The sequence below is a fragment of the Anseongella ginsenosidimutans genome, from assembly GCF_008033235.1.
Lineage (GTDB): Bacteria > Bacteroidota > Bacteroidia > Sphingobacteriales > Sphingobacteriaceae > Anseongella > Anseongella ginsenosidimutans.
On record NZ_CP042432.1, the window covers coordinates 2,599,417 to 2,621,360 of the forward strand.

Annotated in this window: 14 protein-coding genes; 9 read left to right on the forward strand and 5 right to left on the reverse strand. The window is 54.8% G+C overall.

All coding sequences use genetic code 11. The annotated features are described in order from the left end of the window. Nucleotides 1-11: 11 nt before the first annotated feature. The 6 genes from FRZ59_RS10745 to FRZ59_RS10770 all read left to right on the forward strand — a co-directional run bounded on the left by FRZ59_RS10745 (nt 12) and on the right by FRZ59_RS10770 (nt 10,195). Nucleotides 12-1,736, forward strand: a complete 1,725-nt coding sequence (locus FRZ59_RS10745) for a SusD/RagB family nutrient-binding outer membrane lipoprotein (protein WP_132130237.1) — start codon at nt 12-14, stop codon at nt 1,734-1,736. Then, complete coding sequence (locus tag FRZ59_RS10750) at nt 1,691-3,169, forward strand: hypothetical protein (RefSeq protein ID WP_147698313.1); 1,479 nt, start codon at nt 1,691-1,693, stop codon at nt 3,167-3,169. The genes FRZ59_RS10745 and FRZ59_RS10750 overlap by 46 nt, the downstream gene beginning before the upstream one ends. Continuing rightward, nucleotides 3,166-4,341, forward strand: a complete 1,176-nt coding sequence (locus FRZ59_RS10755; protein WP_147698314.1) for a hypothetical protein — start codon at nt 3,166-3,168, stop codon at nt 4,339-4,341. The genes FRZ59_RS10750 and FRZ59_RS10755 overlap by 4 nt, the downstream gene beginning before the upstream one ends. 75 nt (nt 4,342-4,416) lie before the next feature. Then, entirely contained in the window at nt 4,417-6,654 is a 2,238-nt protein-coding gene (locus FRZ59_RS10760) for a hypothetical protein (RefSeq protein ID WP_132130239.1), read from the forward strand. A 26-nt stretch (nt 6,655-6,680) separates the two neighbouring features. Continuing rightward, entirely contained in the window at nt 6,681-7,796 is a 1,116-nt protein-coding gene (locus tag FRZ59_RS10765) for an acyltransferase family protein (RefSeq protein ID WP_132130240.1), read from the forward strand. Beyond that, entirely contained in the window at nt 7,793-10,195 is a 2,403-nt protein-coding gene (locus FRZ59_RS10770) for a right-handed parallel beta-helix repeat-containing protein (RefSeq protein ID WP_132130241.1), read from the forward strand. Before FRZ59_RS10765 ends, FRZ59_RS10770 begins: the two co-directional genes overlap by 4 nt. Nucleotides 10,196-10,319: 124 nt before the next feature. Here FRZ59_RS10770 and FRZ59_RS10775 read toward each other — a convergent pair whose 3' ends face one another. From FRZ59_RS10775 to FRZ59_RS10785, 3 genes are read right to left on the reverse strand one after another with little or no spacing between them, the layout of a single operon-like run. After that, complete coding sequence (locus FRZ59_RS10775) at nt 10,320-11,618, reverse strand: winged helix DNA-binding domain-containing protein (RefSeq protein WP_132130242.1); 1,299 nt, start codon at nt 11,616-11,618, stop codon at nt 10,320-10,322. A 1-nt stretch (nt 11,619) separates the two neighbouring features. Next, complete coding sequence (locus tag FRZ59_RS10780; protein ID WP_225975024.1) at nt 11,620-12,618, reverse strand: bifunctional heptose 7-phosphate kinase/heptose 1-phosphate adenyltransferase; 999 nt, start codon at nt 12,616-12,618, stop codon at nt 11,620-11,622. Nucleotides 12,619-12,646: 28 nt separating this feature from the next. Then, a complete protein-coding gene (locus tag FRZ59_RS10785; protein WP_132130243.1) occupies nt 12,647-13,837 on the reverse strand; it encodes a pyridoxal phosphate-dependent aminotransferase in 1,191 nt (396 codons plus the stop codon). Between the two features lie 86 nt (nt 13,838-13,923). Here FRZ59_RS10785 and FRZ59_RS10790 point away from each other — a divergent pair, with 86 nt between their 5' ends. After that, nucleotides 13,924-14,832, forward strand: coding sequence for a YncE family protein (locus FRZ59_RS10790; protein WP_207910339.1), 909 nt, complete (start codon nt 13,924-13,926; stop codon nt 14,830-14,832). A gap of 18 nt (nt 14,833-14,850) precedes the next feature. Here FRZ59_RS10790 and FRZ59_RS10795 read toward each other — a convergent pair whose 3' ends face one another. Further along, nucleotides 14,851-15,651, reverse strand: coding sequence for an SDR family NAD(P)-dependent oxidoreductase (locus FRZ59_RS10795; protein ID WP_158640607.1), 801 nt, complete (start codon nt 15,649-15,651; stop codon nt 14,851-14,853). Nucleotides 15,652-15,748: 97 nt separating this feature from the next. Continuing rightward, nucleotides 15,749-16,771, reverse strand: coding sequence for an LLM class flavin-dependent oxidoreductase (locus tag FRZ59_RS10800; RefSeq protein ID WP_132130245.1), 1,023 nt, complete (start codon nt 16,769-16,771; stop codon nt 15,749-15,751). Nucleotides 16,772-16,816: 45 nt separating this feature from the next. Here FRZ59_RS10800 and FRZ59_RS10805 point away from each other — a divergent pair, with 45 nt between their 5' ends. Both FRZ59_RS10805 and FRZ59_RS10810 read left to right on the forward strand, forming a co-directional pair. Then, on the forward strand, nt 16,817-18,112 hold the full coding sequence (locus FRZ59_RS10805) for a GH36-type glycosyl hydrolase domain-containing protein (RefSeq protein ID WP_132130246.1): 1,296 nt from the start codon (nt 16,817-16,819) through the stop codon (nt 18,110-18,112). Between the two features lie 11 nt (nt 18,113-18,123). Beyond that, nucleotides 18,124-21,879 (forward strand): glycosyl hydrolase family 95 catalytic domain-containing protein, encoded by a 3,756-nt coding sequence (locus FRZ59_RS10810; protein ID WP_132130247.1) that lies wholly within the window; start codon nt 18,124-18,126, stop codon nt 21,877-21,879. Nucleotides 21,880-21,944: the final 65 nt, after the last annotated feature.

Consider the following 21,944-nt stretch of genomic DNA (forward strand, 5'->3'; position numbering starts at 1 on the left):
TACCTAAGGACATGAAAATCAAAAAGATACTTTCGGGAAGCCTGCTCGTTTTAGCGCTTATGGCAGCCGGGTCCTGTTCCGATCAGTTAAGCGAGCTGAACGAAAACCCCAACGGGGTGAATCCCGAAGACGGGAACCCAAATATGATCATGCCAACGGTGCAAAGCGGCCTGGCCATGGAATACCTCCGGCTGGGTTTTGGCAATGGCAATCTTTCAGGCGTGATACAGCATACCCAGGAAGACGGCTGGTTCACCAGCTTTAACCATTATGACTGGACGGAAACCGACTGGAGCGTATGGTACGGCCTGCTTCGGAATAACAAGTTCATGATGGAACAAGCGGTGGCATTGGATTACCCATTCCACCAGGGCGTCGCCCTTACCTTACGCGCCTTTATTTATGGGACCATTACCGATCTCTGGGGAGATGCGCCGTATACCGAAGCGGTGAAAGGCGATGAATCGGACGAGCTGCTGCGGCCGGTCTTTGACAGCCAGGAAACGATCTACAAAGGGATCATCGAGGACCTCAAAGCTGCTTCGGCCCTTTTTGCCGGCGGCGACAAAACCGGTTACCTGGAAAATTATGATATTTATTATAACGGCAATACCGCGCAATGGCAGCAATTCGCCGGCACCCTGCTTCTCCGTTATTCCATGCGGCTTTCCGAAAAACTGCCTGAGCTTGCGCGTTCGGGAGTGGAAAGCGTGTACAGTTCGGGAGTTTATATAGAAGAAGCGGCGGACGATGCGGTAATGGATTTTCCCGGTACGAATTCCGGGAATTCCTGGCCCCTTAACGTTGCCTTTAATTCCGACGAGTCCAACTGGCGCAGGAGAAAGCCTTGCCAGACCCTGCTGGACAAGCTGCTGCAATATGGTGATCCCCGACTGGAAGTCTGGGTACAGCCGGTACATGTACAATGGGTAGCTAATCCCGGCCTGGCAACGGCGGTAGATCCTTTTATCCGGCAGGACGGAGTGATACTCAATGGAGTAAAAGCCTATACGGACGAGGAATTCCAGGAAAAGATCAACCAGCAAGGACATACCTACACCCGGCATTTCAATCCCAGCCTGTACCAGCCCAATCCGCCCTTTACGGTGGGGCCGCTGAACACGGCCGAATACGTGGGTTTGCCGCCCGGCCTTCTGTACCCGGATTATCACAATATGAACCCGACCACAGGGCAGAGCGTGGAAAACCAGCACGTATCGCAAATCGCGAACCTGTTCAAGGGTACCGGGGGCGGCCTGCTTAAAGCTAGGCTGGCGTCCGCAGCGGAAACGCATTTTATCCTGGCGGAAGCAGCGCTGAAAGGCTGGTCAGCGGGCAATGCGAAAGACCATTATGAAGCAGGGGTTCGCAGTTCCATGGAAACCTGGGGCGTGGACGATCAATATGCTTCCTATATTGCCGGAAGCGGAGTGGCCTTTAATAACACCCTGGCGCGCATCATGGAACAAAAATGGATCGCTGCCTGGACGTCTTCCGCAGAGGCTTGGTTTGATTTCCGGAGAACAGGGCTCCCGGCGCTGAGCCCGGGCCCGGCTTCTTCGGAACCGGTCCTGCCCCTTCGCTTCATTTACGGGAACGATGAACTTTTCAATAATACGGAAAATGCCAATGCCGCCGTTGACCGGCTGGAAGAAACCAGCTACTCAGGCCCGAAAGGAAAGAACAGCCAGTGGTCCAAGCCCTGGATCCTGCAGGGAACGGGAGAGCCGTGGTGAGAAAACCGGCGATGAAATCCGGCCGCTGGCGCTTTCTTCAGTTGCTCCTGCTCCTGTTTTTTTGTAACGCGGGCGGAGCGCAGGCTTTCACAGGCGCTGCGGCCACGGCTTTGGGTACCGGAACGTCAGTGACCGCTGCAGCAGCGCTTCCCGGAGCAGCTGTTGCCGGGCCGCCGGCCGCAGGTGGATCCTTAGCGGTGGGGGCGACGCTTCCCGGAGCAGCTGTTGCCGGGCCGCCGGCCGCCAGGGTATTCTTGGCGGCGACAACGTTTCCCCGGGCTGTTACCGGGCCACAGGAAAAACAAACCTGGGAACAGACGACCATATTGATCGGGAACGGCGGCCGGTCTGGTCCCGTCGCGGCGGCAGCGGAAACGCTGGCGGAAGAAGTGGAAAAGCGGACGGGTTTGCATTGGGAAATCTCCGGGACCTGGCCCAAAGAAGGGAGTGTGATCATTCTTCAGCTGGCCGGGGAAGCCCGGCTCCTTCCGCCGAAATTTAGCGGCCTTTCCGGGAACCCCGGCGCCCTGCCGGCTCTGCCCGCCCTGCCGGCTTCCGCGGAATCCTACCGGATCACAGGTAACATATGTCCTGTCCGCGAAAAGGAAGCGCGGAAGGTGGTTTTAATCGAAGCAAAAGATGAGCGGGGCATTTTATTCGGAGCCGGGCGTTTGCTGCGGCTTATGAGGTTTTCGGCCGGGAGTTTGCAGCTGGCCTTTCCTCTTGCGCTTTCTGCAAGTCCCGAAGCGGCGATCCGCGGCCACCAGCTGGGGTACAGGCATACCGCCAATTCCTATGACGGCTGGACACCCGCCCAATACGAGCAGTATATCCGGGAACTGGCCATATTCGGAGTAAACAGTATTGAAGCCATTCCCTTCGATAAAGGGAGTCCGCATTTTACCCTTTCTCCCCGGGAAATGAACATCCGCATCAGCCGCATTTGTGAAAAGTACGGCCTGGATTTCTGGCTGTGGTCCCCGGCGGACTTTCCCCTGGACGATACGCTGGAAAAAGCCAGGCATCTTAAAATGTCAGACAGCCTGTTCAGAGAACTTCCGCGGCTTGACCATGTCTTTGTTCCCGGGGGAGACCCCGGCGATAATCCTCCCGGGCCGGTGATGCCCTACCTGGAAAGGCTGTCCGCAACCCTGCAACAATATCATCCCAAGGCGAAAATGTGGCTTTCCCTGCAAGGGTTTACGCCGGAAATGAGCCAATATGTCTACCATTATATCAGGGAGAAAAAGCCGAAGTGGCTGGCCGGGCTGGTAGCAGGCCCTGGTAGTCCGCCGCTGGCCGAAACCCGGAGCGAACTTCCCCCGCTTACGCTTTGCGGCATTACCCGGACATTACCCATACCGTTCGCTGCCAGTACCCCGTGCCCTGGTGGGACCCCTCCTTTAATTTTACACTGGGCAGAGAACCTGTGAATCCGCGCCCCGTCTTTTACACCGGGGTGTACCGGCAAACGGCAGCGTTTACCAATGGCTTTATCACCTATTCCGACGGCATACATGATGATGTCAATAAAATAGTATGGAGTTTACTGGGATGGGACTCATCACTTAGTGAACAAGAGATGCTGCTGGAATATGCATCCTTCTTCTTTGGCGCCGAAGCGGCGGAAGAAGCTGCGACTGCTTTGCTTGAACTGGAGAAGAACTGGGAGGGACCTATTGCTGCCAACAAGGGTATTGACGCCTGTCTTCGCCTGTGGGAGAATATCGGGAAAGGCCAACCCTCGCTTTCCGGTTCCTGGCGCTGGCGGATGCATCTCATGCGGGCATATTACGATGCTTATACCCGGCGCAGGGCTATTTATGAACAGGAGCTGGAGCAGGAGGTTAACCAGGTGCTGCTGAAATCGGCGGAGACCGGTCCGGCGAAAGCCATGGAAAACGCAAAAAGTATTCTTTCCCGGGCTGATCAGCGCGTGATGCCGGTCTGGAGGCAGCGGATCGTTGCGCTTTGTGACAGCTTGTTCCAATCGGTATGCCTGCAAACAAGCGTGGGAAAATATGGCGCTAAAAATCCGGAACGGGGAGCCGTGCTGGATTTCCTGGACCGCCCCCTGAACAATCGCTGGTGGCTGGAAGACGCGTTCAGGCGCATTGATTCCCTGGAAAGCCGGCAGCAGCAGGTAAAGGAGCTGGAAACCATTGCCCGCTGGGAAAACCCCGGCAAGGGAAGCTTTTATGATAATGTCGGGAATGTTTCCCGGTCGCCGCATGTGCTGCGCGGGCCGGGGACCGATATACCCGGCTTTGACTGGTGGGAAAGCGGGTATAGCCGGGAACGTCTTTCCCATATGGTGAGCATGCGCTGGCCGGAAGAGATGGTGTATAATGGCCTTGATACTAAAAGCGGGTACCTGGTCCGCGTCAGCGGCTACGGAGAATGCCTGCTCCGGGCGAACGGCCGGCGGCTGAAACCTTCGCGCTATGGAAAGGGGATAGGAGAAATAAAAGAATTTCATATTCCCCCGGAACTGCTAAAAAACGGCCGGTTGACGCTTACCTGGGATACGATCAATGAAGAACATCTTAACTGGCGGCAGCATTCGCGCGTCAGCGAGGTTTGGCTGATCCGGACAGAGGATTGAACAACACGATCATTTATAATCTGAGACGTTATCAATATGCGAATTTTTATCCTCCGATTTTTTTATCTGACGGCTATGGTTACCCTCACCGCCGGGAAATCCCCGGCGCCGGGGAATGATCCGGACACCTCTTTCCGGCAAGCTGTTTCCGTGAAATATGAATTACCCGAAGAATTAAAAGGGGCGCAGCTGAAGAAGCTGGCGGTGGATTATAACGGGATCGTTTACCTTTTGACGGATAAGGGCCTTTACCGGGCGTATGAAACAAAAGTGGCAAAGGATCTTCGCTATACGCCGCTGTCGGGAAGAATTCCCCTTGATATCGCCGTTCAGGAAGGCACGGGCCATCTCTACTATCTTTACGGCAATCAATTCCTGACCAATGGCTATGCCGGGGCTCCCTATGGCATGCTCCCGGAGGGGAAATACAGCCGGCTGGCGGTAGCTTCAGACGGGAAAGTGCTGCTTGCAGGCGAAAGAGAAGTAGCGGTTGTTGAAAATGGACGGCTCCGGGAAATCGGGCAGACCATGGAAGCGCTTATTTCCGTTCATGTTTACAAGGGCGCCTTTTACGGCCTTACGGCTGCGGCGGTTTACCGTTTCTCAGGCGGAGCGATCAACAGGATACATGAGGGTGAAGAATTGCGGGCAATAGCTTTCCGCGAAAAAGAGGCTGTTTTAGGAACCGATTCCGGCTATTACGGCATAGGGCTTTCTCCGGGAAGCCCGGTCTTTCCCCTTCAGAACCGGGTACCCGTGCCGCAGATAACGGCCTTGCTTAGCGTAAACAACGTGCTGTGGGCGGGTACTCCCCTGGGAGTCTTTATGGAAGAACCCGCTATCAGCGGTTCGCCAGGCACTGTGGCTGCCCCCGGCCTCACCGCCGCGCCGCGCCAAACGGATACGGCAGGCTCCGGCGCCCCGCGCCGGCAGTACCGCTACTATGCATCCAAAAGATGGCTGGACCAGGACCGGGTAACCGGCCTGGCAGCCGGACCGGAAGGCAATGTCTTCGTGCTTACGCCCACCGGGCTTAACGAGATCCGTTTCATTACCCAGACGCTGGCGGAAAAGGCGGCCTTTTTTCAGCATAAGATCAGGCAGCGGCATATCCGCTATGGGCTGATCGCCAACCTGAACCTGCGTATCCCGGGTGACAAAACCACTTCCGAAATGGTGGACACCGACAACGACGGGCTATGGAGCGCCTTCTACCTCGGCAGCCAGGCTTTTCGCTATGCCGTCACAGGCGAAGCAAAGGCCAAACGTTACGCCTGGGAAGCCTTCGAAGCCTATGAACGGCTGCTCTCAGTAAACCAGCTGAAGGGTTTTCCTTCCAGGACCTTTGAACGCAAGGGATTCAGGCATTCCGACCCGGAAAGATGGCGAGATTCTCCGGACCCGGAATGGGAGTGGAAGGGTCATACCAGCAGCGATGAATTCGTGGCCTATATTTTTGTAAGCGCTGTCCTGGATCAGCTGGCTGCTGAGACCGGGGAAGAGAAAGCGCGTGTGGCAACATTTATTGACAAGATCCTGACCCATATCATTGAAAACGACTATTACCTGGTAGATATTGACGGTAAACCAACTATGTGGGGACGCTGGAACCCGGAATACATCAACTGGTATCCGAAAACAATCGGCGACCGGAAGCTGGGGAGCGAAACCATTATCGCCGGGCTCCAGCTGGGTTATGCGCTTACAGGAAAGGAGCTTTATAAAACCGAGGCTGTCCGGCTGATGGAGGAACATGGTTACCTGGAGAATATCCTCATTGACCTGAACGACATTCAGCCTACGCCAGGCTATGTGTATATGGGAAAAGATATGGGCATGGGCGGCTGGAACCATTCCGACGATGAAATGGCCTTCCTTACATACTGGGTGCTTTATCATTATGCGCTTGATGATGATCTCAGGGAAAAGTTTTCCCGGGCCATTCATAACCGCTGGGAGATAGAGCTTTCCGAACGCAATGCCCTCTGGAACATGATCACCCTGGGAACGGAAGGCTCCTTTGACAAAGCGTCCGCTTTCTGGCACCTCCGGGAATTTCCGGTGGACCTGGTAAGGTGGAATGTCCGGAATTCTCACCGGAAAGATATCGTGCTGCTGGCGCCCAACTTCCGCGGGCAGTCAACCGAAGAACTGCTGCCGCCGGGCGAACGAATGATCCACCGCCACAACGCCAATCCTTTTAAGCTGGACGGGGGAGAGGGCGGGAAGAGCGAACTGGCCGGCGACGAATTCCTGCTGCCCTACTGGATGGGCCGTTACCTGGAGGTTATTGACGCCGCCGAAACTTTTTAGTAACATTGGACAACCAAACCAGGAATATGGAAACTCCCACAACCCCTGCGAAGGGCGAACGTTTGATCTCCCTTGATGCATTCAGGGGCTTTACCATTGCCGCGATGATCATTGTGAATGACCCCGGCGGCTCTCATCACGATGCATACCCGCCGCTCCGCCATGCCGACTGGAACGGGATCACCCCTACTGACTTTATTTTTCCCTTTTTCATTTTTATCGTGGGCGTATCCATCGTATTGTCGTATTCCCCGCAGCAGGCCAGGGGAGTGCCCCGCGGGAAAATGGTAGGAAAGATCCTGAAACGGTCGGCCATTATTTTCGCCCTGGGTGTATTTTTGAATTTGTTCCCGGACTTTAATTTTGCCGAAGTGCGGCTCCCGGGAGTGCTGCAGCGCATTGCTCTGGCCTTTTTAGCCTGCGCCCTGCTGTTTCTCTATACGGGACGCCGGACGCAAGCCTGGCTTTCGGCGGGGATCCTGGTCGTTTACTGGCTGCTCATGACCCTGGTACCGGTACCCGGTTACGGAGAATCTTTGCTGGAGCCCGGAAAGAACCTGGCAGCCTGGATGGACAGCCTTTTGATCCCCGGCACCCTTTACCAGGGAACCTGGGACCCGGAAGGAATATTAAGCACCTTTCCGGCGATCGCTACCGGCATCACCGGCATGCTGGCCGGCCATCTGCTGATCAGCGGCAGAACCAGGGAGCAAAAGATCATCTGGTTGTTTTTCGCCGGCCTCATCGCTTATGCGCTGGGTAATATCTGGAACTGGTTCTTCCCCATTAATAAAAATCTCTGGACCAGCTCTTATGTCCTTTATACTTCCGGCCTGGCGGCGATGACCCTGGGCGCCTTTTATTTCTTCATCGACGTGCTGGGTTACAGGAAATGGACAAAGCCGGGGCTGGTATTCGGCTCCAATGCCATTACCGCTTATGTCATTGCCGGATTGCTTCCCGCCCTTTTGTACCTTTCGCCGGGCGGCGGAGAAAGTATCAACAGCCTCTTTATGGACGGGCTTACCGGGGCCGGCCTGTCGCAGCCTTTCGCTTCCCTGCTCTGGGCGCTCGGCTTCTGCCTGATCTGCTATATTCCAGTTTATTTCCTGTACAAAAAGCAATTATTTATTAAAGTTTGAGAAAGCCGAAACTGTATTTACTCGTCTGGCTGCTGGCAGTTGTTTCCTGTGGCCCCGGGGAAAAAGTGTTTTATGTTTCCCCGGAGGGCAGCGATAGCGCTGAGGGAACCCTGGAAGCTCCGTTCGCCACTCTGGCGTTTGCAAAAGAACAGGCCAAAACGCTAAAAGCGAAAGGATTCGACGGAGCGCTGTGCATTTATCTGAGGGAGGGAACTTATTATCCCGCCGAAGCGCTTGTATTCGGGCCGGAGGAGTCCGGAAGTAAAAAGGATCCCTACCTGATCTCGGCGTATCAGAACGAGAAGGTCGTACTCAGCGGCGCCCGGGAACTTACGTTAACCTGGGAGCAGTACAATGATTCCCTTTGGAAGGCCGCTGTTCCCGGGGGCCTGGTGTTTGAGCGGTTATTCCTGAATGGCGAACTGCAGCAGCTCGCCCGTTACCCGGATTACCAGGAAAATGTGCTGCCTTTCAATGGTTGGGCGCCGGACGCGGCGGCGCCCTCCAGGTCGAAGCATTGGAAGAACCCGGCCGGCGGCTATGTGCATGCCCTGCATTCCGGCCGCTGGGGCGGTTTTCACTACAGGATATTGGGAAAGGACGCTCAGGGCGAACTTCGGCTTGAAGGGGGCTGGCAGAATAACCGTCCAAGCGAAATGCATCCTGAGTACCGCTACGCAGAGAATATATTCGAAGAGTTGGACGCGCCGGGGGAATGGTACCTGGACAGGGAGAATAAGCTCGTATATTTTTACCCGCCCGCCGGTAAGGACCTGTCTGTTGCCCGGGTGGAGGTTCCCCGGCTTCTTCACCTGATTGAATTCCGGGGAAGCATGGAGGCGCCTGTTCACGATATCATTATCCGGGGACTTACTTTTACCCAAACAGCCAGGACATTTATGCTTACCCGGGAGCCTTTGCTGAGAAGCGACTGGGCTATTTACCGGGGAGGGGCCGTTTTCCTGGAAGGGACGGAGCGGTGTTACATTGAAAATTCAATGTTTACCAATCTTGGCGGGAATGCGGTATTCTTCAGCAATTATCACCGCAAAAGCTCCGTGACGGGAAATGAGTTCAGTCATATCGGCGCCAGCGCAATCGCCTTTGTGGGCGATCCAGGGGCGGTTCGTTCCCCTTCATTTCAATACGGCGAATTTGTCCCTGCCGGGGAAATGGATACGATTCCCGGGCCCTTGTCTGCCAATTACCCGGCTTTTTGCCTTGCGGAAGATAACCTCATCCATGATATCGGACTGGTTGAAAAGCAGGTGGCTGGTGTGCAGATTGCCATGGCTTCCGCTATTACCGTCAGGCATAACTCTATTTACCAGGTACCCCGGGCCGGCATCAATATAGGCGACGGAACCTGGGGAGGCCACCTTATTGAATTTAACGATGTGTTTTCCACCGTACTTGAAACCAGCGACCACGGAGCCTTCAATTCCTGGGGACGTGACCGCTTCTGGCATCCGCACCGGGAAACCATGGACAGCCTTGCCGCGCAGCACCCGGACTGGGTAAAGCTGGACGCTATTGCGCCAACCATCATCCGGAACAACCGTTTCCGCTGCGATCATGGCTGGGATATCGATCTGGATGACGGATCCACCAATTACGTCATCTATAATAACCTTTGCCTTAGCGGCGGAATTAAATTACGGGAAGGATTTTACCGGACGGTGTATAATAATATCATGCTGAACAGCGGTTTCCATCCGCATGTATGGTTCAAAGACAGCCATGATGTGTTCCGGCAGAATATCGTCATGGACCGCCATCGCGATATCCTGCTTCAGGCATGGGGCGATACCGTTGACCGTAATTTCTTTGTCGATAGCGCGGACCTGGCTTATGCGCTTTCAAAAGGGCTGGACAGCAACAGCATGGCGGGAAATCCGCTTTTCCGGGCGCCGGGGAAAGGTGATTTCCGGGTAGCTTCCCGGTCAAAAGCGCTGCTTACGGGCTTTCGCAATTTTCCGATGGACCGCTTCGGAGTAACAAGCGCATCGCTTCGGTCCAGAGCGTTAACGCCGGAAATACCGGATCTGAATTTCATGAAAACGCAAACTGCAGGGGCTTCTCAACGCTGGATGGGGGCGCTGGTCAAAAACATAGAAAGCCTTGCCGAGCAATCCGCCGCCGGCCTGAACGAAGCCAAAGGTGTGCTGGTACTGGAAATAGCCGCGGAGTCAGCAGCCGCGGAGTCAGCAGCCGGAGAGTCAGCTGCCGGAAGCTCAGGGTTACGGGAGGGAGACGTGATTTTAGCCTGCGAAGGAACGCCCACCCCGGAATTAAGCGCGCTTGTGAAGTCGGCCCTCAGCAACCGATGGAAAGGGCAGCTAACGCTGCTTGTATTCCGTAACCAGGCGGAACAGGAAGTGCTGCTAAAGCTGCAATAGCCTGCAGGAATAAGCTGCTTGCTGTCACAAAACAGCCTGGCCTCGGCGATGTCCCAAAAGTTTTGAGAAATCATAAGACGGGGGTGAAAAATCGCAACACCAGCGATTACTGGTTGATACAGTATTAAGTAATAATTTCTGCCCGAAGCCCCAGGAAGCGGCCGTATCGCGCTGCCGCGGAAGTGACAGCCTGCCCCGCGGTCTTACTTAATTCACCAAAGGGACTAAGTTCTATCAATACGCTGTCCTTTTTGAGCGTGCGTTTCCAGGTGCCTGCCACTTGCCCGTTCAGTACAATTACCGGCTTGAAAATACCGTTCTGCGTGAATACTTCCCGGAAAAGAGAAGAAGCGAGAGCGGGGCTGCGGTCCTGGTAGCTGACCAGGTATTCGTCAAAAGCCGGCAACAGGTGGGCCTGCCGGCTGCGGGCTGCCGGCCGTTTGTTAGTTGACAGCGCGGAGCGATCTTCTCCGGCAGCTCCGGAGTTCGGTGCAAGCGCGGGTATGCCTGCTGCAGGGTCCGGTCCGGTTGTACCTGCTGCAGCGTCCGATCCGGGTGTACCTGCTGCGGCATCCGGCGTGGAGGTACCTGCGGCGTCCGGTCCGGTTGTGCCTGTTGCAGCGTCCGGCGAAGCTGTTAGTGAATAATAATAGATTTGTTCTCCAATTTTTTCGGAGCCTAAAGCCGGTTGAATGGCCGCCAGCGCAGTTCTGATGTCTTTTAGCGGAAGGCCGGACCACCAGGCAAGGTCCTGTATGGTGGCAGGCCCGTGGCTGGTGAAATATCTTTCGGCGAGTAAGGCAAGGGCCTCTTCACGTGGAAATATACGGCCTCCGGGTACCCGTTCGCTGAGAAGCGCATAGGTGAATTGCTTTTCCCGGCGCGGACCGCTGCAAACCAGGCCGTCCAGCTCTGCCCGGAACATAAAATAGGCACTTCGCGTGTCCCCGGTGCGGATTCCTTTTTCTTCGAGCAGCGTCATTAGTTCGGGGCGGGTAAGGTGCTTTCCGCCTTCCAATGCACGCCGGATAATCGTATTGCTCCGTTCGAACAGGGATTCGTTCAGTTCCAGGGCATGGTCCTGGCTTTTTACTTTGGCTTTGACATGCGGCGAGGATAGTGCCAGCATCCAGTGAATGTCCGCAGCGGCAACCAGGTGCCAGGTAGGTCTTAAAATATGGGTGCGGATGATTTCGCCTTTATCAAGTGCGGTTTCAATTTGTTCTTCGTTTGAACCGGGCAGCCGAAGCCCAACCGCCCATTTGGCCATTGCATAATCCTGGGCCTGCATAGCGCCCATCCAGCCAACCACTTCCGCAGCCGATCTGCATCCGCTGTTTTCAATGCGCTGAGCAGCGATGCGCTGTCTGGCCAGCGATTGCAACACCCGCGATTGACCTTCTATGCGGTGGTTGGAAGCCATTTTAATCCTCTTTGTAGAAATTGCGTACTTCGGCCAGCAGCTGTTCCCGGTCAATGGGAACCACGCCAACCTTTTCGCATACCAATCCGCCTGCCAGGTTGGCTATTGCGGTGAATTCGGAAGGAGGGAGGCCGGCCGCAAGGCCCAGCGCCGCCACGCTCACCACCGTATCGCCGGCGCCGGAAACATCCGTGATATTTCGCCGGTGAGCGGGAATGATCGTTTCGATGTCCTTGCCCCGGATCAGTATACCTGCTTCGGAAAGCGTGACCATTACAAGCTCCGCATCCAGTTTTTCCTGCAAAGCGCCGGCCGCACGGATAATGGCCCCGGGATCGCCGGTATGAAGCTCCGTTTTAAGCCCTTCGCGCAATTCCTTTAAATTCGGTTTGAAAAGGGTGCAGTTCCGGTACGCAAGGAAATTCCTTTTCTTCGGATCCACGACTACCGGTATCTTTTTCTCAAGCGCCCGGGCCGTTACCTGTCCGATCAGCTCCGGCGTGATGACGCCTTTGTCGTAATCCTCAAAGATGATCACGGAAATGGCCTGTTCGCGGAGCAACTGCTCAATCCTGTCAAGCAGCCGGCGGGTTTCCTCCGGGGAACTGTTCGCGGTACTTTCTTCATCAATCCGCATCAATTGCTGCTGATGCCCGATGATGCGGGTCTTAATAGTAGTAGGCCGGTTGTCGCTTTGAATAAGCCCTTCGGTACTGATTCCGGCCTCCCCGAAAAGGGACAGGAAGGTCCTGCCCGCTTCATCATTTCCCGTCAAGGAGCAGATCAGCGGCGTCGCTCCCAGCGCCCGCACATTAAGGGCTACATTGGCGGCGCCCCCGGGACGAAACTCCCTTCGCAACACCGATAATACAGGCACGGGCGCTTCGGGTGATATGCGGTCTACTTTTCCCCAAACATAGGAATCGAGCATTACGTCGCCGATGATCAGTACCCGCTGCCGCCCAAAGCTTTCAAAGATTTTTTCTGCGCCTGTATTCAATCTTGGAGGATCATTAGAGGTTCTCGATTCAGGAAATTTGTTCCAGCACTTTCCTGATCCTGCTTATTGCCTCGGTGAGTACTTCTTCCGAAGTAGCATAAGACAAACGGATGCATTTGGCTGAACCGAATGCTTCGCCGGTCACTACTGCCACGTGAGCTTCTTTCAGCAGGAGCATGCTCAGGTCACCCGCGTTATTGATGGTTTCGCCTCTATATTTTTTTCCAAAAAAAGAGCTGACATCCGGGAAGAAATAAAAGGCTCCTTCCGGCATATTCAATTTTAGCCCGTCAATTTCACTAAGCAGGTCGTAAACCAGTCCGCGTCTTTTGCGGAAGGCCTCGATCATGGCTTCGTCCGCTCCGGCATTGATCGCTTCCACGGCGGCTTTCTGCGCAATGGAGCAGGTGCCTGACGTTACCTGTCCCTGTATTTTATCGCAGGCCTGGGCAATCGCCTTGGGGGCGGCCAGGTAGCCGATGCGCCAGCCGGTCATCGCATAGCCTTTGGAGCAGCCATTGATCACAGCGGTGCGCTCTTTCAGATCACCAAACTGGGCAATACTTTCGTGTTTACCTATAAAGTTAATGTACTCGTAAATTTCATCCGACATGATGAACACGTGGGGGTGCCTGGCAAAGACTTCAGCCAGCGCTGCCAGTTCCTCTTTACTGTAAACGCTTCCCGTAGGGTTACAGGGGGAAGAATACATGAACAGCTTGGTTTTGGGCGTAATGGCCGCTTCAAGCTGCTCCGGCGTGATCTTAAAATCGTTTTCAACGCCCGCTTCCACAAATACGCATTCCCCTTCCACCAGTTTCACGATCTCGCTGTAGGAGACCCAGAAGGGCGCCGGGATGATCACTTCATCGCCGGGGTTTACCAGGGAGATCACCAGGTTAGCAATAGACTGCTTGGCCCCCGTGCTTACCACTACCTGGTCAGGCGTATATTCCAGTCCGTTGTCATTTTTCAACTTGGAAACAATCGCCTCGCGCAGGTCCGCATAGCCCGGTACGGGAGAATAAAAGGTGAAACCGTCCTCCATCGCCTTCGTGGCCGCCTGTTTAATATGGTCAGCAGTACCGAAATCAGGTTCTCCCAGGCTAAGGCTGATCACCTTATGACCCTGAGCAGCCAGTTCCCTCGCTTTTTTAGCCATTTGAATCGTAGCAGATTCGCTTACCTTGTTGATCCGTTCTGATAAAAAGTTGCTCATTTTTTCTTTTAGCTTGTGCGGCAAATATATGCAATCACTTAGAAATTTACGTATATTGTAAGCTCCCTGTCAAAATGAATATGACTATGAAGAAAACAGTAAACAACACACTCCGGGCGGCATTGCCCCTGGCATTGGGCTGCCTGGCGCTTGCTTCCTCCTGTAACAATCCGAACCAGCGGCAAAACGAGGACGGGTCAGCGGAAAGCGATACCACTCAAAACACACAGCCGGCCCTGACCGAGGCCTGGAAAACAGATTCGGTATTTACCGGTTCGGAGTCCACCCTGTATGACCCCGAAGCTGGTGTTATTTATGTCTCCTGCGGTAATACGGATGCGGGGGCAAAGGACGGCGACGGGTTTATTGCTGTGCTGAACCCCGATGGTTCGGTAAAGGAAATGAGCTGGGTAAGCGGGCTTCATGCACCCAAAGGCATGGCCCTGCTGAACGGCAAACTTTACGTGACCGATATCGACGAAGTAAAGATCATCGACGTGGCCGGCGCCGCTGTGGAAAAGTCCATTCCCGTGGAGGGGGCGCAGTTCCTGAACGATCTTGCTACCGACGGCACTACCGCCTATTTCTCCGATTCGCGTTCCGGAAAGATCTACTCCCTCAGCCAGGAAGGGACTGTGGAAACCGTGGTGGAGAATGCCGAAGGTATCAACGGCCTGGAATGCTACGAAGGCAATTTGTACACCCTGGACAAAGAAGGGCTGAAAATGTATGATGTGTCCGGCTACACCCCGACGCTTATCGATTCAACGGTAAAAGGCGGAGACGGACTTGTGATCCTGAACGACAGCACCTTTGTTGCCAGCCGCTGGGCGGGCGAAATATATTTCATCAGGGGCAGCGAGTCTACGGTCCTGCTGGACACCAAGGCCGCGAAATCCAATACCGCCGACATCGGGTACATCCCGGATGAGCAGCTGGTGATCGTGCCCACCTTTATGAAGAATGAAGTAGCAGCCTATAAACTGGAAATGTAGGCTGTCGCCGCAGAAGAATTAAATCGTTTCCACGGAGCCGCCATCCACGCGGTAAACGGCGCCGGTAATGAAAGAGCTTCTTTCGGAGCAGAGAAAAGCGACCAGGCCGGCTACTTCTTCCGCGGTGCCTGCGTTGCCGCGGACAATGCCGGGCCGTTTCTCGGTGGCAAATTCTTTTTCGGCCGCCGTTGTGCCGCCTTCTTTCCCGGACGCCATGTTTTTCAGCATGCCTTCCACCAGCGGGGTTTTGATAAAGGCGGGGGCTACTGAATTTACAAGGATCCCGTCTTTTCCGTAGGCTTTGGAAAGCGTCTTGGTAAGGTTATTCAGGGCTCCTTTTGTTACGTTGTAGGCAGGCATGTCGGGGTAAGGTTGTTCGGCGTTTTCCGAAGAAATATTAATGATGCGGCCCCATTGCTTTTCCTGCATAAGCGGGAGAACCAGACGGGTGAGCGTGACAACTGAAAACAGGTTCAGTTCAAAAAGGCTGCGCCAGTCCTGCGTGTTAAGGTCGGCGAAAGATCCCTGCCTGCCGATGCCTCCGGCGTTGTTGACCAGGATATCTATACTGCCAAATGTTTCCCTGCTTTTTTTAACCAGGTTGTTCAGATCTTCTTCTTTCGTTACATCCGCCACCAGGGCCAGTACACCCCAGCCTTCGGATTCAATTTCCCTGCGGGCGTCGGCGAGTTCTTCTTCGCTGCGGGCGCAAATGATCACATTCGCACCTTCTTTAGCCAGCTCCAGGGCAATGGCCTTGCCAATCCCCTTGGAACCGCCCGTTACCAGGGCTGTTTTATTCTTCAACTGAAGGTCCATGCAGGAAAAAACATGCAGGGGCGGATAAGGTTTTGGCTGCTTACCCCCGGGCATTATCCCTTTTGCCCCGGTCCGGGATTCATCCGCGGCTGCGGCCTCAGGTCGTTCCGGCGAAGCTCTTCATGACTTCGGCGAACAACCGGTAAGAGCGGAGCCGGTCCTGATGGTCGTAGATATTGGACGAAACAATTACCTCATCCACGCCGGTCTGCTCCCGGAAAGACTGTATGCCTGATCGCAGGCTTTCCGGCCCGCCTATAAAGGAGACTGCCAGCATCTGGTACACCGCTTCCCGTTCCATTTCGGTCCATATATCGTCGATGTTTTTTACCGGCGGCTGCAGCGGACGCCGCAAGCCGGTGACAATTCCGCGAAACATCAGCTTCATGGAGCTGGACAAGAATTCGGCCTCTTCATCCGTGGGAGCTGCAATTACATTTATGCAGGACATGACGTACGGCGTTTGCAGGTATTCCGAAGGCTTGAAGTTTTCCCGGTAGAGCCGGACGGCGCGCAGGAATTCCCTGGGGGCGAAATGACTGGCGAATGCATAAGGAAGCCCGTAGTCGGCGGCGAGCAGGGCGCTGAAGGTGCTGGAACCCAGTAAAAAGATGGGAATATTGGTCCCTTCGCCCGGAAACGCCCTTACCCGGGCCTCGCTGTTATCGTCCGAGAGGAAGGATTGCAGTTCCCTGATATCTTCCGGAAAGCTATCGGCTGCATGAAAACGTTCGCGGCGGATAGCCAGGGCCGTGGTTTGGTCGGTTCCCGGCGCGCGCCCCAGCCCCAGGTCAATACGTCCGGGATAAAGGGTTGCCAGGGTGCCGAACTGTTCCGCCACGATCAGCGGGGTATGGTTGGGGAGCATGATACCCCCGGAACCCACCCTGATGGAGGTCGTTCCGCCGGCGATATAGGAAAGCAGTACCGAGGTGGCCGAGCTGGCCACATGTTCCATATTATGATGTTCGGCCATCCAGAAGCGTTTGTATCCTAGTTTTTCGGCCTCCCGGGCCAGATCAAGGCTTTGCGCAAAGGCGTCCGCAGGCGTTTTACCTTCGGCGACTACTGCAAGATCCAGTACTGAAAAAGGAATAGGGGATAATTGTTCCTGGTCCATTTTAATTTATCTAAATTTAGCTTCTTATAATTACCAAGTTAGCCGATGAATGTTTGTATAAAGAGTTTTCTTGTGCTGTCCCTGCTGCTGCCGGCCGCGGAACTTTCGGCGCAAAACGCTCCCGAATCTGCAGGCAGCGAAAAGGACATGAACCGTCTGATGGATGAAGTAAAAAATAAGGCGGAAGACCTTGTCAAAAGCGGCTTTACCGCCGGCGACGGGTACGGGGAAGTATGGATCCGCGATTTCAACACCTTTATTGAAGTTGCCTGCCAGGTAAACGACAGGGAACTGATCAGGCGGCACCTGCTTACTTTCTTCCGGTTCCAGCAGGAAGACGGGCAGATCGTAGACGGTTATATTCCCGCCGGAAAGGCAAGCGCAGGTTATGAATACATTTATTCCAGGCTTGCGCCGGAATACGCCGGGCATAAGAATACCGTGGAAACCGATCAGGAAAGTTCCCTGGTTCAAGCGCTTGCCCGTTACGTCCGCGCAACAGGAGACGAAGAAATACTGGAGGAGGAAATCGGAGGAATCAACGTGGAAACCCGCCTGGAAATGGCCTTGGATTTTCTTTTTTCGGAGCGATTCAACCAGGAATACGGACTCATATGGGGCGCTACCACCGCTGACTGGGGAGACGTCCAGCCCGAACACCCCTGGGGCGTGGAACTGGATAGCAATTCCCATTTGGCCATTGATATTTACGATAACGCGATGCTGCTGATCGCATTACAAGATTTCCTGGAGATCGCTCTGCCGGAGGGGAATGCCGACGCGAAGTGGCTAAACAGGAAAAAGGCGCTGGAGAAAAATATCAGGAAACACCTTTGGGACCGCTCGCGCGGCCAATTCAGGCCCCATATTTACCTGGATGGCTCTCCTTTTCCGGCCACCTTTGATGAGGAGGCAATTTATTATCACGGCGGAACGGCGGTCGCTATAGAAGCCGGCCTTTTGTCCCGGAAAGAGGTGAAGGAAGCCTATGCCAGAATGCAGCAGAACGTCCGGGAAAGTGGTGCAGCCAGTATTGGCCTCACGCTTTACCCGGTGTACCCAGAAGGATTCTTTCTGAACAAGAGCATGGGACCTTATTCTTACCAGAACGGGGGCGACTGGACCTGGTTCGGAGCCAGAATGGTGACCCAGCTGGCCAGGTACGGATTCTTAAGCGAGGCGAAGGCCGCCCTTCGCCCGATGCTGGAAAGAGTGGTCGATAATGACGGCTTCTACGAATGGTATAGCCGGGAAAATCAGCCACGCGGCTCCGGATCATTCAGGGGTTCGGCAGGCGTGCTGTGGACAGCGATAAAAGCACTTGAAAGCAAGGCGGAATAATCAACTTTCTGATGAATATCAAAAACATTACGGCAGCGGCTTTATTGTGCTGCATTTCCGCCATCTGCCAGGGGCAGCGGCTGAGGTTGTGGTATGAGGAGCCGGCGCGGCAATGGGAAGAAACGCTGCCGCTGGGTAACGGGCGGCTGGGTATGATGCCCGGCGGCGGTATAGCAGAAGAAACCATTGTACTGAATGAAATAAGCCTGTGGTCGGGCGGGCCCCAGGACGCCAATAATTATGAGGCCCGCAAGGTACTGCCCAAAATCCGTTCACTCATCGCCGCCGGCCGTAATGACGAGGCCCAGGAACTGATTAACAAAGAATTTATTTGCCGCGGCGAAGGGTCGGGGCATGGTAACGGCGCCAATGTGCCTTTTGGCTGTTACCAGGTGCTGGGTGAATTGCACCTGAAGTTTGATCATGGAAATACCGATAGCTTGCCTGCGCAGAACTACCAAAGGGAATTATCCCTGGACAGCGCCATTGCCAGCTGCCGGTACCGTCTGAACGGCGTAAACTACCGGCGCGAATATTTTACCGCCTTCGGCGGCGATGTGGCCGTGGTAAGGTTAACAGCGGACAAGCCGGGAAGCCTGAACCTTAGCGTGGGCATAAGCCGCCCTGAAAGAGCAGTTGTGACCGTTGAAGGAACAACACTGAAATTATCCGGGCAGCTTAATAATGGTACAGACGGCAAAGGCATGCAGTTCCTTTCAAAGATTGCCGCCCGGCTCAGGGGTGGAACGCTTAGCACGGGGAAAGACGTCCTTCATATAAAGGGCGCCACCGAGGTGGTTTTAATTATTTCAGCCGCCACAAATTTCAGAGAACCCGCCTTTGACGAAAAAGCGGATTCCCTTCTCCGGGCCGCCATGAAAAAACCGTACGAGGTTTTGAAGCAGGAACACATTACCCGTTACCGCGAGTTATTCACCAGAGTAAGCCTGGATCTTGGCGGGAAGCAAGAAGCAGACAAGCGCAGCACCCCGGAGCGGTTAGCGGATTTTTATAAAGATCCCGCCGCGGACAAGGGCCTGGCCGTGCTGTTTTTCCAGTTTGGGCGGTACCTGACCATCAGCAGTACCCGCGAGGGCTTGCTGCCGCCGAACCTGCAGGGCTTATGGGCCAACCAGGTGCAGACTCCCTGGAACGGGGATTATCATCTGGACGTGAATGTGCAAATGAATCATTGGCCGGTGGAAGTGTGCAATTTGTCTGAACTGAACCTGCCGTTGGCTGCATTGGTAAAGGGGATGGTGAAGCCCGGTGAAAGGACAGCCAAAGCTTACTATGACGCGGAAGGCTGGGTAGCGCATGTGATTGCCAATATCTGGGGTTATACCGCTCCCGGCGAAGAAGCTTCCTGGGGCGCTACTACGGCCGGATCCGGCTGGCTCTGCAACAACCTTTGGGAACATTATGCTTTCAGCGGGGATAAGCAATACCTGGAATGTATTTACCCCATTTTAAAAGGAGCCGCTTTGTTCTATAACAGCGTGCTGGTAAGGGATCCGGAAACCGGCTGGCTGGTGACCTCGCCTTCGGTTTCGCCTGAAAACTCATTTTACCTGCCTAACGGGAACCGGGCAAGCATCTGCATGGGGCCAACTATGGACAACCAGATCATCCGGGAGCTGTTCACGAATATGATCCGGGCATCGGAACTGCTGGGAAAAGATGAAGAATTCAGGAAGGTACTCTCGCAGAAACTGGAAGAAATCCCCCCGGCCGGTGTTGTCGGCAAAGACGGACGATTGATGGAATGGCTGGAAGAATACAAGGAAACGGACCCGCAACACCGGCATATTTCCCACCTCTATGGCTTGTACCCTGCGTCCCTCATCACTCCGGAAGGAACGCCGGAACTGGCTGAAGCCTGCCGGAAGACGCTGGAAGTGCGGGGAGATGACGGCCCCGGCTGGACCATCGCCTACAAGATGCTCTTTTGGGCAAGGCTGCATGACGGGAACAAGGCTTATCAGCTCTTTACCCAGCTCATGCGCCCTACACTCAAAACGGATATGAATTACGGAGCGGGGGGAGGTGTATACCCCAACCTTTTATCAGCAGGGCCGCCTTTCCAGATAGACGGGAATTTCGGCGGTACCGCCGGCATCGCGGAAATGCTTATTCAGAGCCATGCAGGATATATCGAATTGCTTCCCGCTTTGCCTTCCGCCTGGAAGGCCTCCGGGTCGGTAAAAGGGCTGAAAGCCCGGGGCAATTATACCGTGGACTTTTCATGGAAAGAAGGGAAGGTTATCAAGTACCGCGTAAGCTCGCCGCTGAGCGGAGAAGGCACAGGGCGGAAAGTACAGGTAAAAATAAACGGCAGGCTTCAGGAGGTGACCGCCGAAGTACTGCCCGAAACCAGCCGGACTGCGCCGGGCAGCGAAGGCAAGGAAGGCACAGAAGGCAGGGACCAAATACCACAGCAGGTTCGCCTTCGAAATGAGGATTATATCCAGCGCAATGGCGGATTGCAGCATGTTTTCCGCAGGATAAAAAAAGAAGGGAAGGCTACCGTTGCTTTCCTGGGCGGCTCCATTACCCATATGAAGGGCTGGAGAGACCTTGTGTGCGAACAGCTGCGCAAGGATTATCCCGAAGTGGAATTTACCTTTGTTGAAGCAGGTATTCCTTCGCTGGGAAGCCTTCCCCATGCTTTTCGCCTGCAGCGGGACGTGCTGGACAAAGGCGCCCCGGACCTGCTGTTCCTCGAATCAGCCGTAAATGACGAAACCAACGGAACCCCGGTCAGAACACAAGTACGTGCGCTGGAAGGAATCATTCGTCATACCCGTGAACAGCATCCCCGGGCAGGCATTGTATTGATGGCGTTTGCGGATCCCGGGAAAATGGAAAATTACCGCGCGGGCAAAGTACCAGCCGAAGTAAGGGTGCATGAAACAGTTGCCCGGCATTACCAGCTGCCTTTTATTGACCTGGCTAAGGAAATTACCGACCGGATTGATGCCGGTGAATTTACCTGGGAAGATGATTTTAAGGACCTGCACCCCTCGCCTTTCGGACAGCAAAAGTATTTTGAGACCATTTATACCCTGCTCCGGGAGGAAATGAAGGGCGGAGATCAACCGGAAGAGGCTTTAATGCCGGCCACGTCAACGCCGGCCACGTCAACGCCGGCCACCGCAACTCCGGCCACCGCAACTCCGGTTACTGCGACTCCGGTTACCGCAACTCCGGTTACTGCGACTCCGGTTACCGCAACTCCGGTTACTGCGACTCCGGAGACCGCAATGCAGGTCCCCGCAATAACCATGGCTTCAATGCCCGCCGCCATTGATCCGTTCAATTATAGCAAGGGTCACTACCTGGATGTTCGCCGTGCTTCCCGGCTGAAAGGATTTAAAGTGATTGAAAATTGGACGCCTGCCGCTTCCGGCCATCCCGGAAAAACCGTTGCCGCCGCTGGTACCCGGGAAGGTTTTACAAACGTGCCGGTGCTGGAAGGAACGGGACCCGGCGCACGATTCCGCCTGGAATTCAGCGGGCCTGTGATTGGCATCGGGCTGGTATCCGGACCGGATGCAGGCATTCTGAAATATCGCATCGATGGGAAAAAGTACGAGCCAGTTGATCTTTATACCCAATGGAGCCGGCAACTCCACCTGCCCTGGTACCTGCTGCTGGCGGACGAGCTGGGGCCTGGCAAGCACCTGCTGGAGGTACGTATCAGTTCCCGGCATCACCCCGCGTCGGAAGGAAGAGCAGCCCGCCTAGTCTGCTTCCTGGAAAATTAATGAAAGTTCAGCCGGCGCGGGGCGGCCGCCCTATTTAGCGATCGCAACGTTTAGTTAAAGAAAAA

What these genes read in the sequence shown, in the direction of transcription:
- FRZ59_RS10745 (WP_132130237.1), top strand. Translation starts at nt 12, where the DNA reads ATGAAAATCAAAAAGATACTTTCGGGAAGCCTGCTCGTTTTAGCGCTT.
- FRZ59_RS10790 (WP_207910339.1), top strand. Translation starts at nt 13,924, where the DNA reads ATGAAGAAAACAGTAAACAACACACTCCGGGCGGCATTGCCCCTGGCA.
- FRZ59_RS10800 (WP_132130245.1), bottom strand. Translation starts at nt 16,771, where the DNA reads ATGGACCAGGAACAATTATCCCCTATTCCTTTTTCAGTACTGGATCTT.
- FRZ59_RS10795 (WP_158640607.1), bottom strand. Translation starts at nt 15,651, where the DNA reads ATGGACCTTCAGTTGAAGAATAAAACAGCCCTGGTAACGGGCGGTTCC.
- FRZ59_RS10760 (WP_132130239.1), top strand. Translation starts at nt 4,417, where the DNA reads ATGGTTACCCTCACCGCCGGGAAATCCCCGGCGCCGGGGAATGATCCG.
- FRZ59_RS10775 (WP_132130242.1), bottom strand. Translation starts at nt 11,618, where the DNA reads ATGGCTTCCAACCACCGCATAGAAGGTCAATCGCGGGTGTTGCAATCG.
- FRZ59_RS10765 (WP_132130240.1), top strand. Translation starts at nt 6,681, where the DNA reads ATGGAAACTCCCACAACCCCTGCGAAGGGCGAACGTTTGATCTCCCTT.
- FRZ59_RS10785 (WP_132130243.1), bottom strand. Translation starts at nt 13,837, where the DNA reads ATGAGCAACTTTTTATCAGAACGGATCAACAAGGTAAGCGAATCTGCT.
- FRZ59_RS10810 (WP_132130247.1), top strand. Translation starts at nt 18,124, where the DNA reads ATGAATATCAAAAACATTACGGCAGCGGCTTTATTGTGCTGCATTTCC.
- FRZ59_RS10805 (WP_132130246.1), top strand. Translation starts at nt 16,817, where the DNA reads ATGAATGTTTGTATAAAGAGTTTTCTTGTGCTGTCCCTGCTGCTGCCG.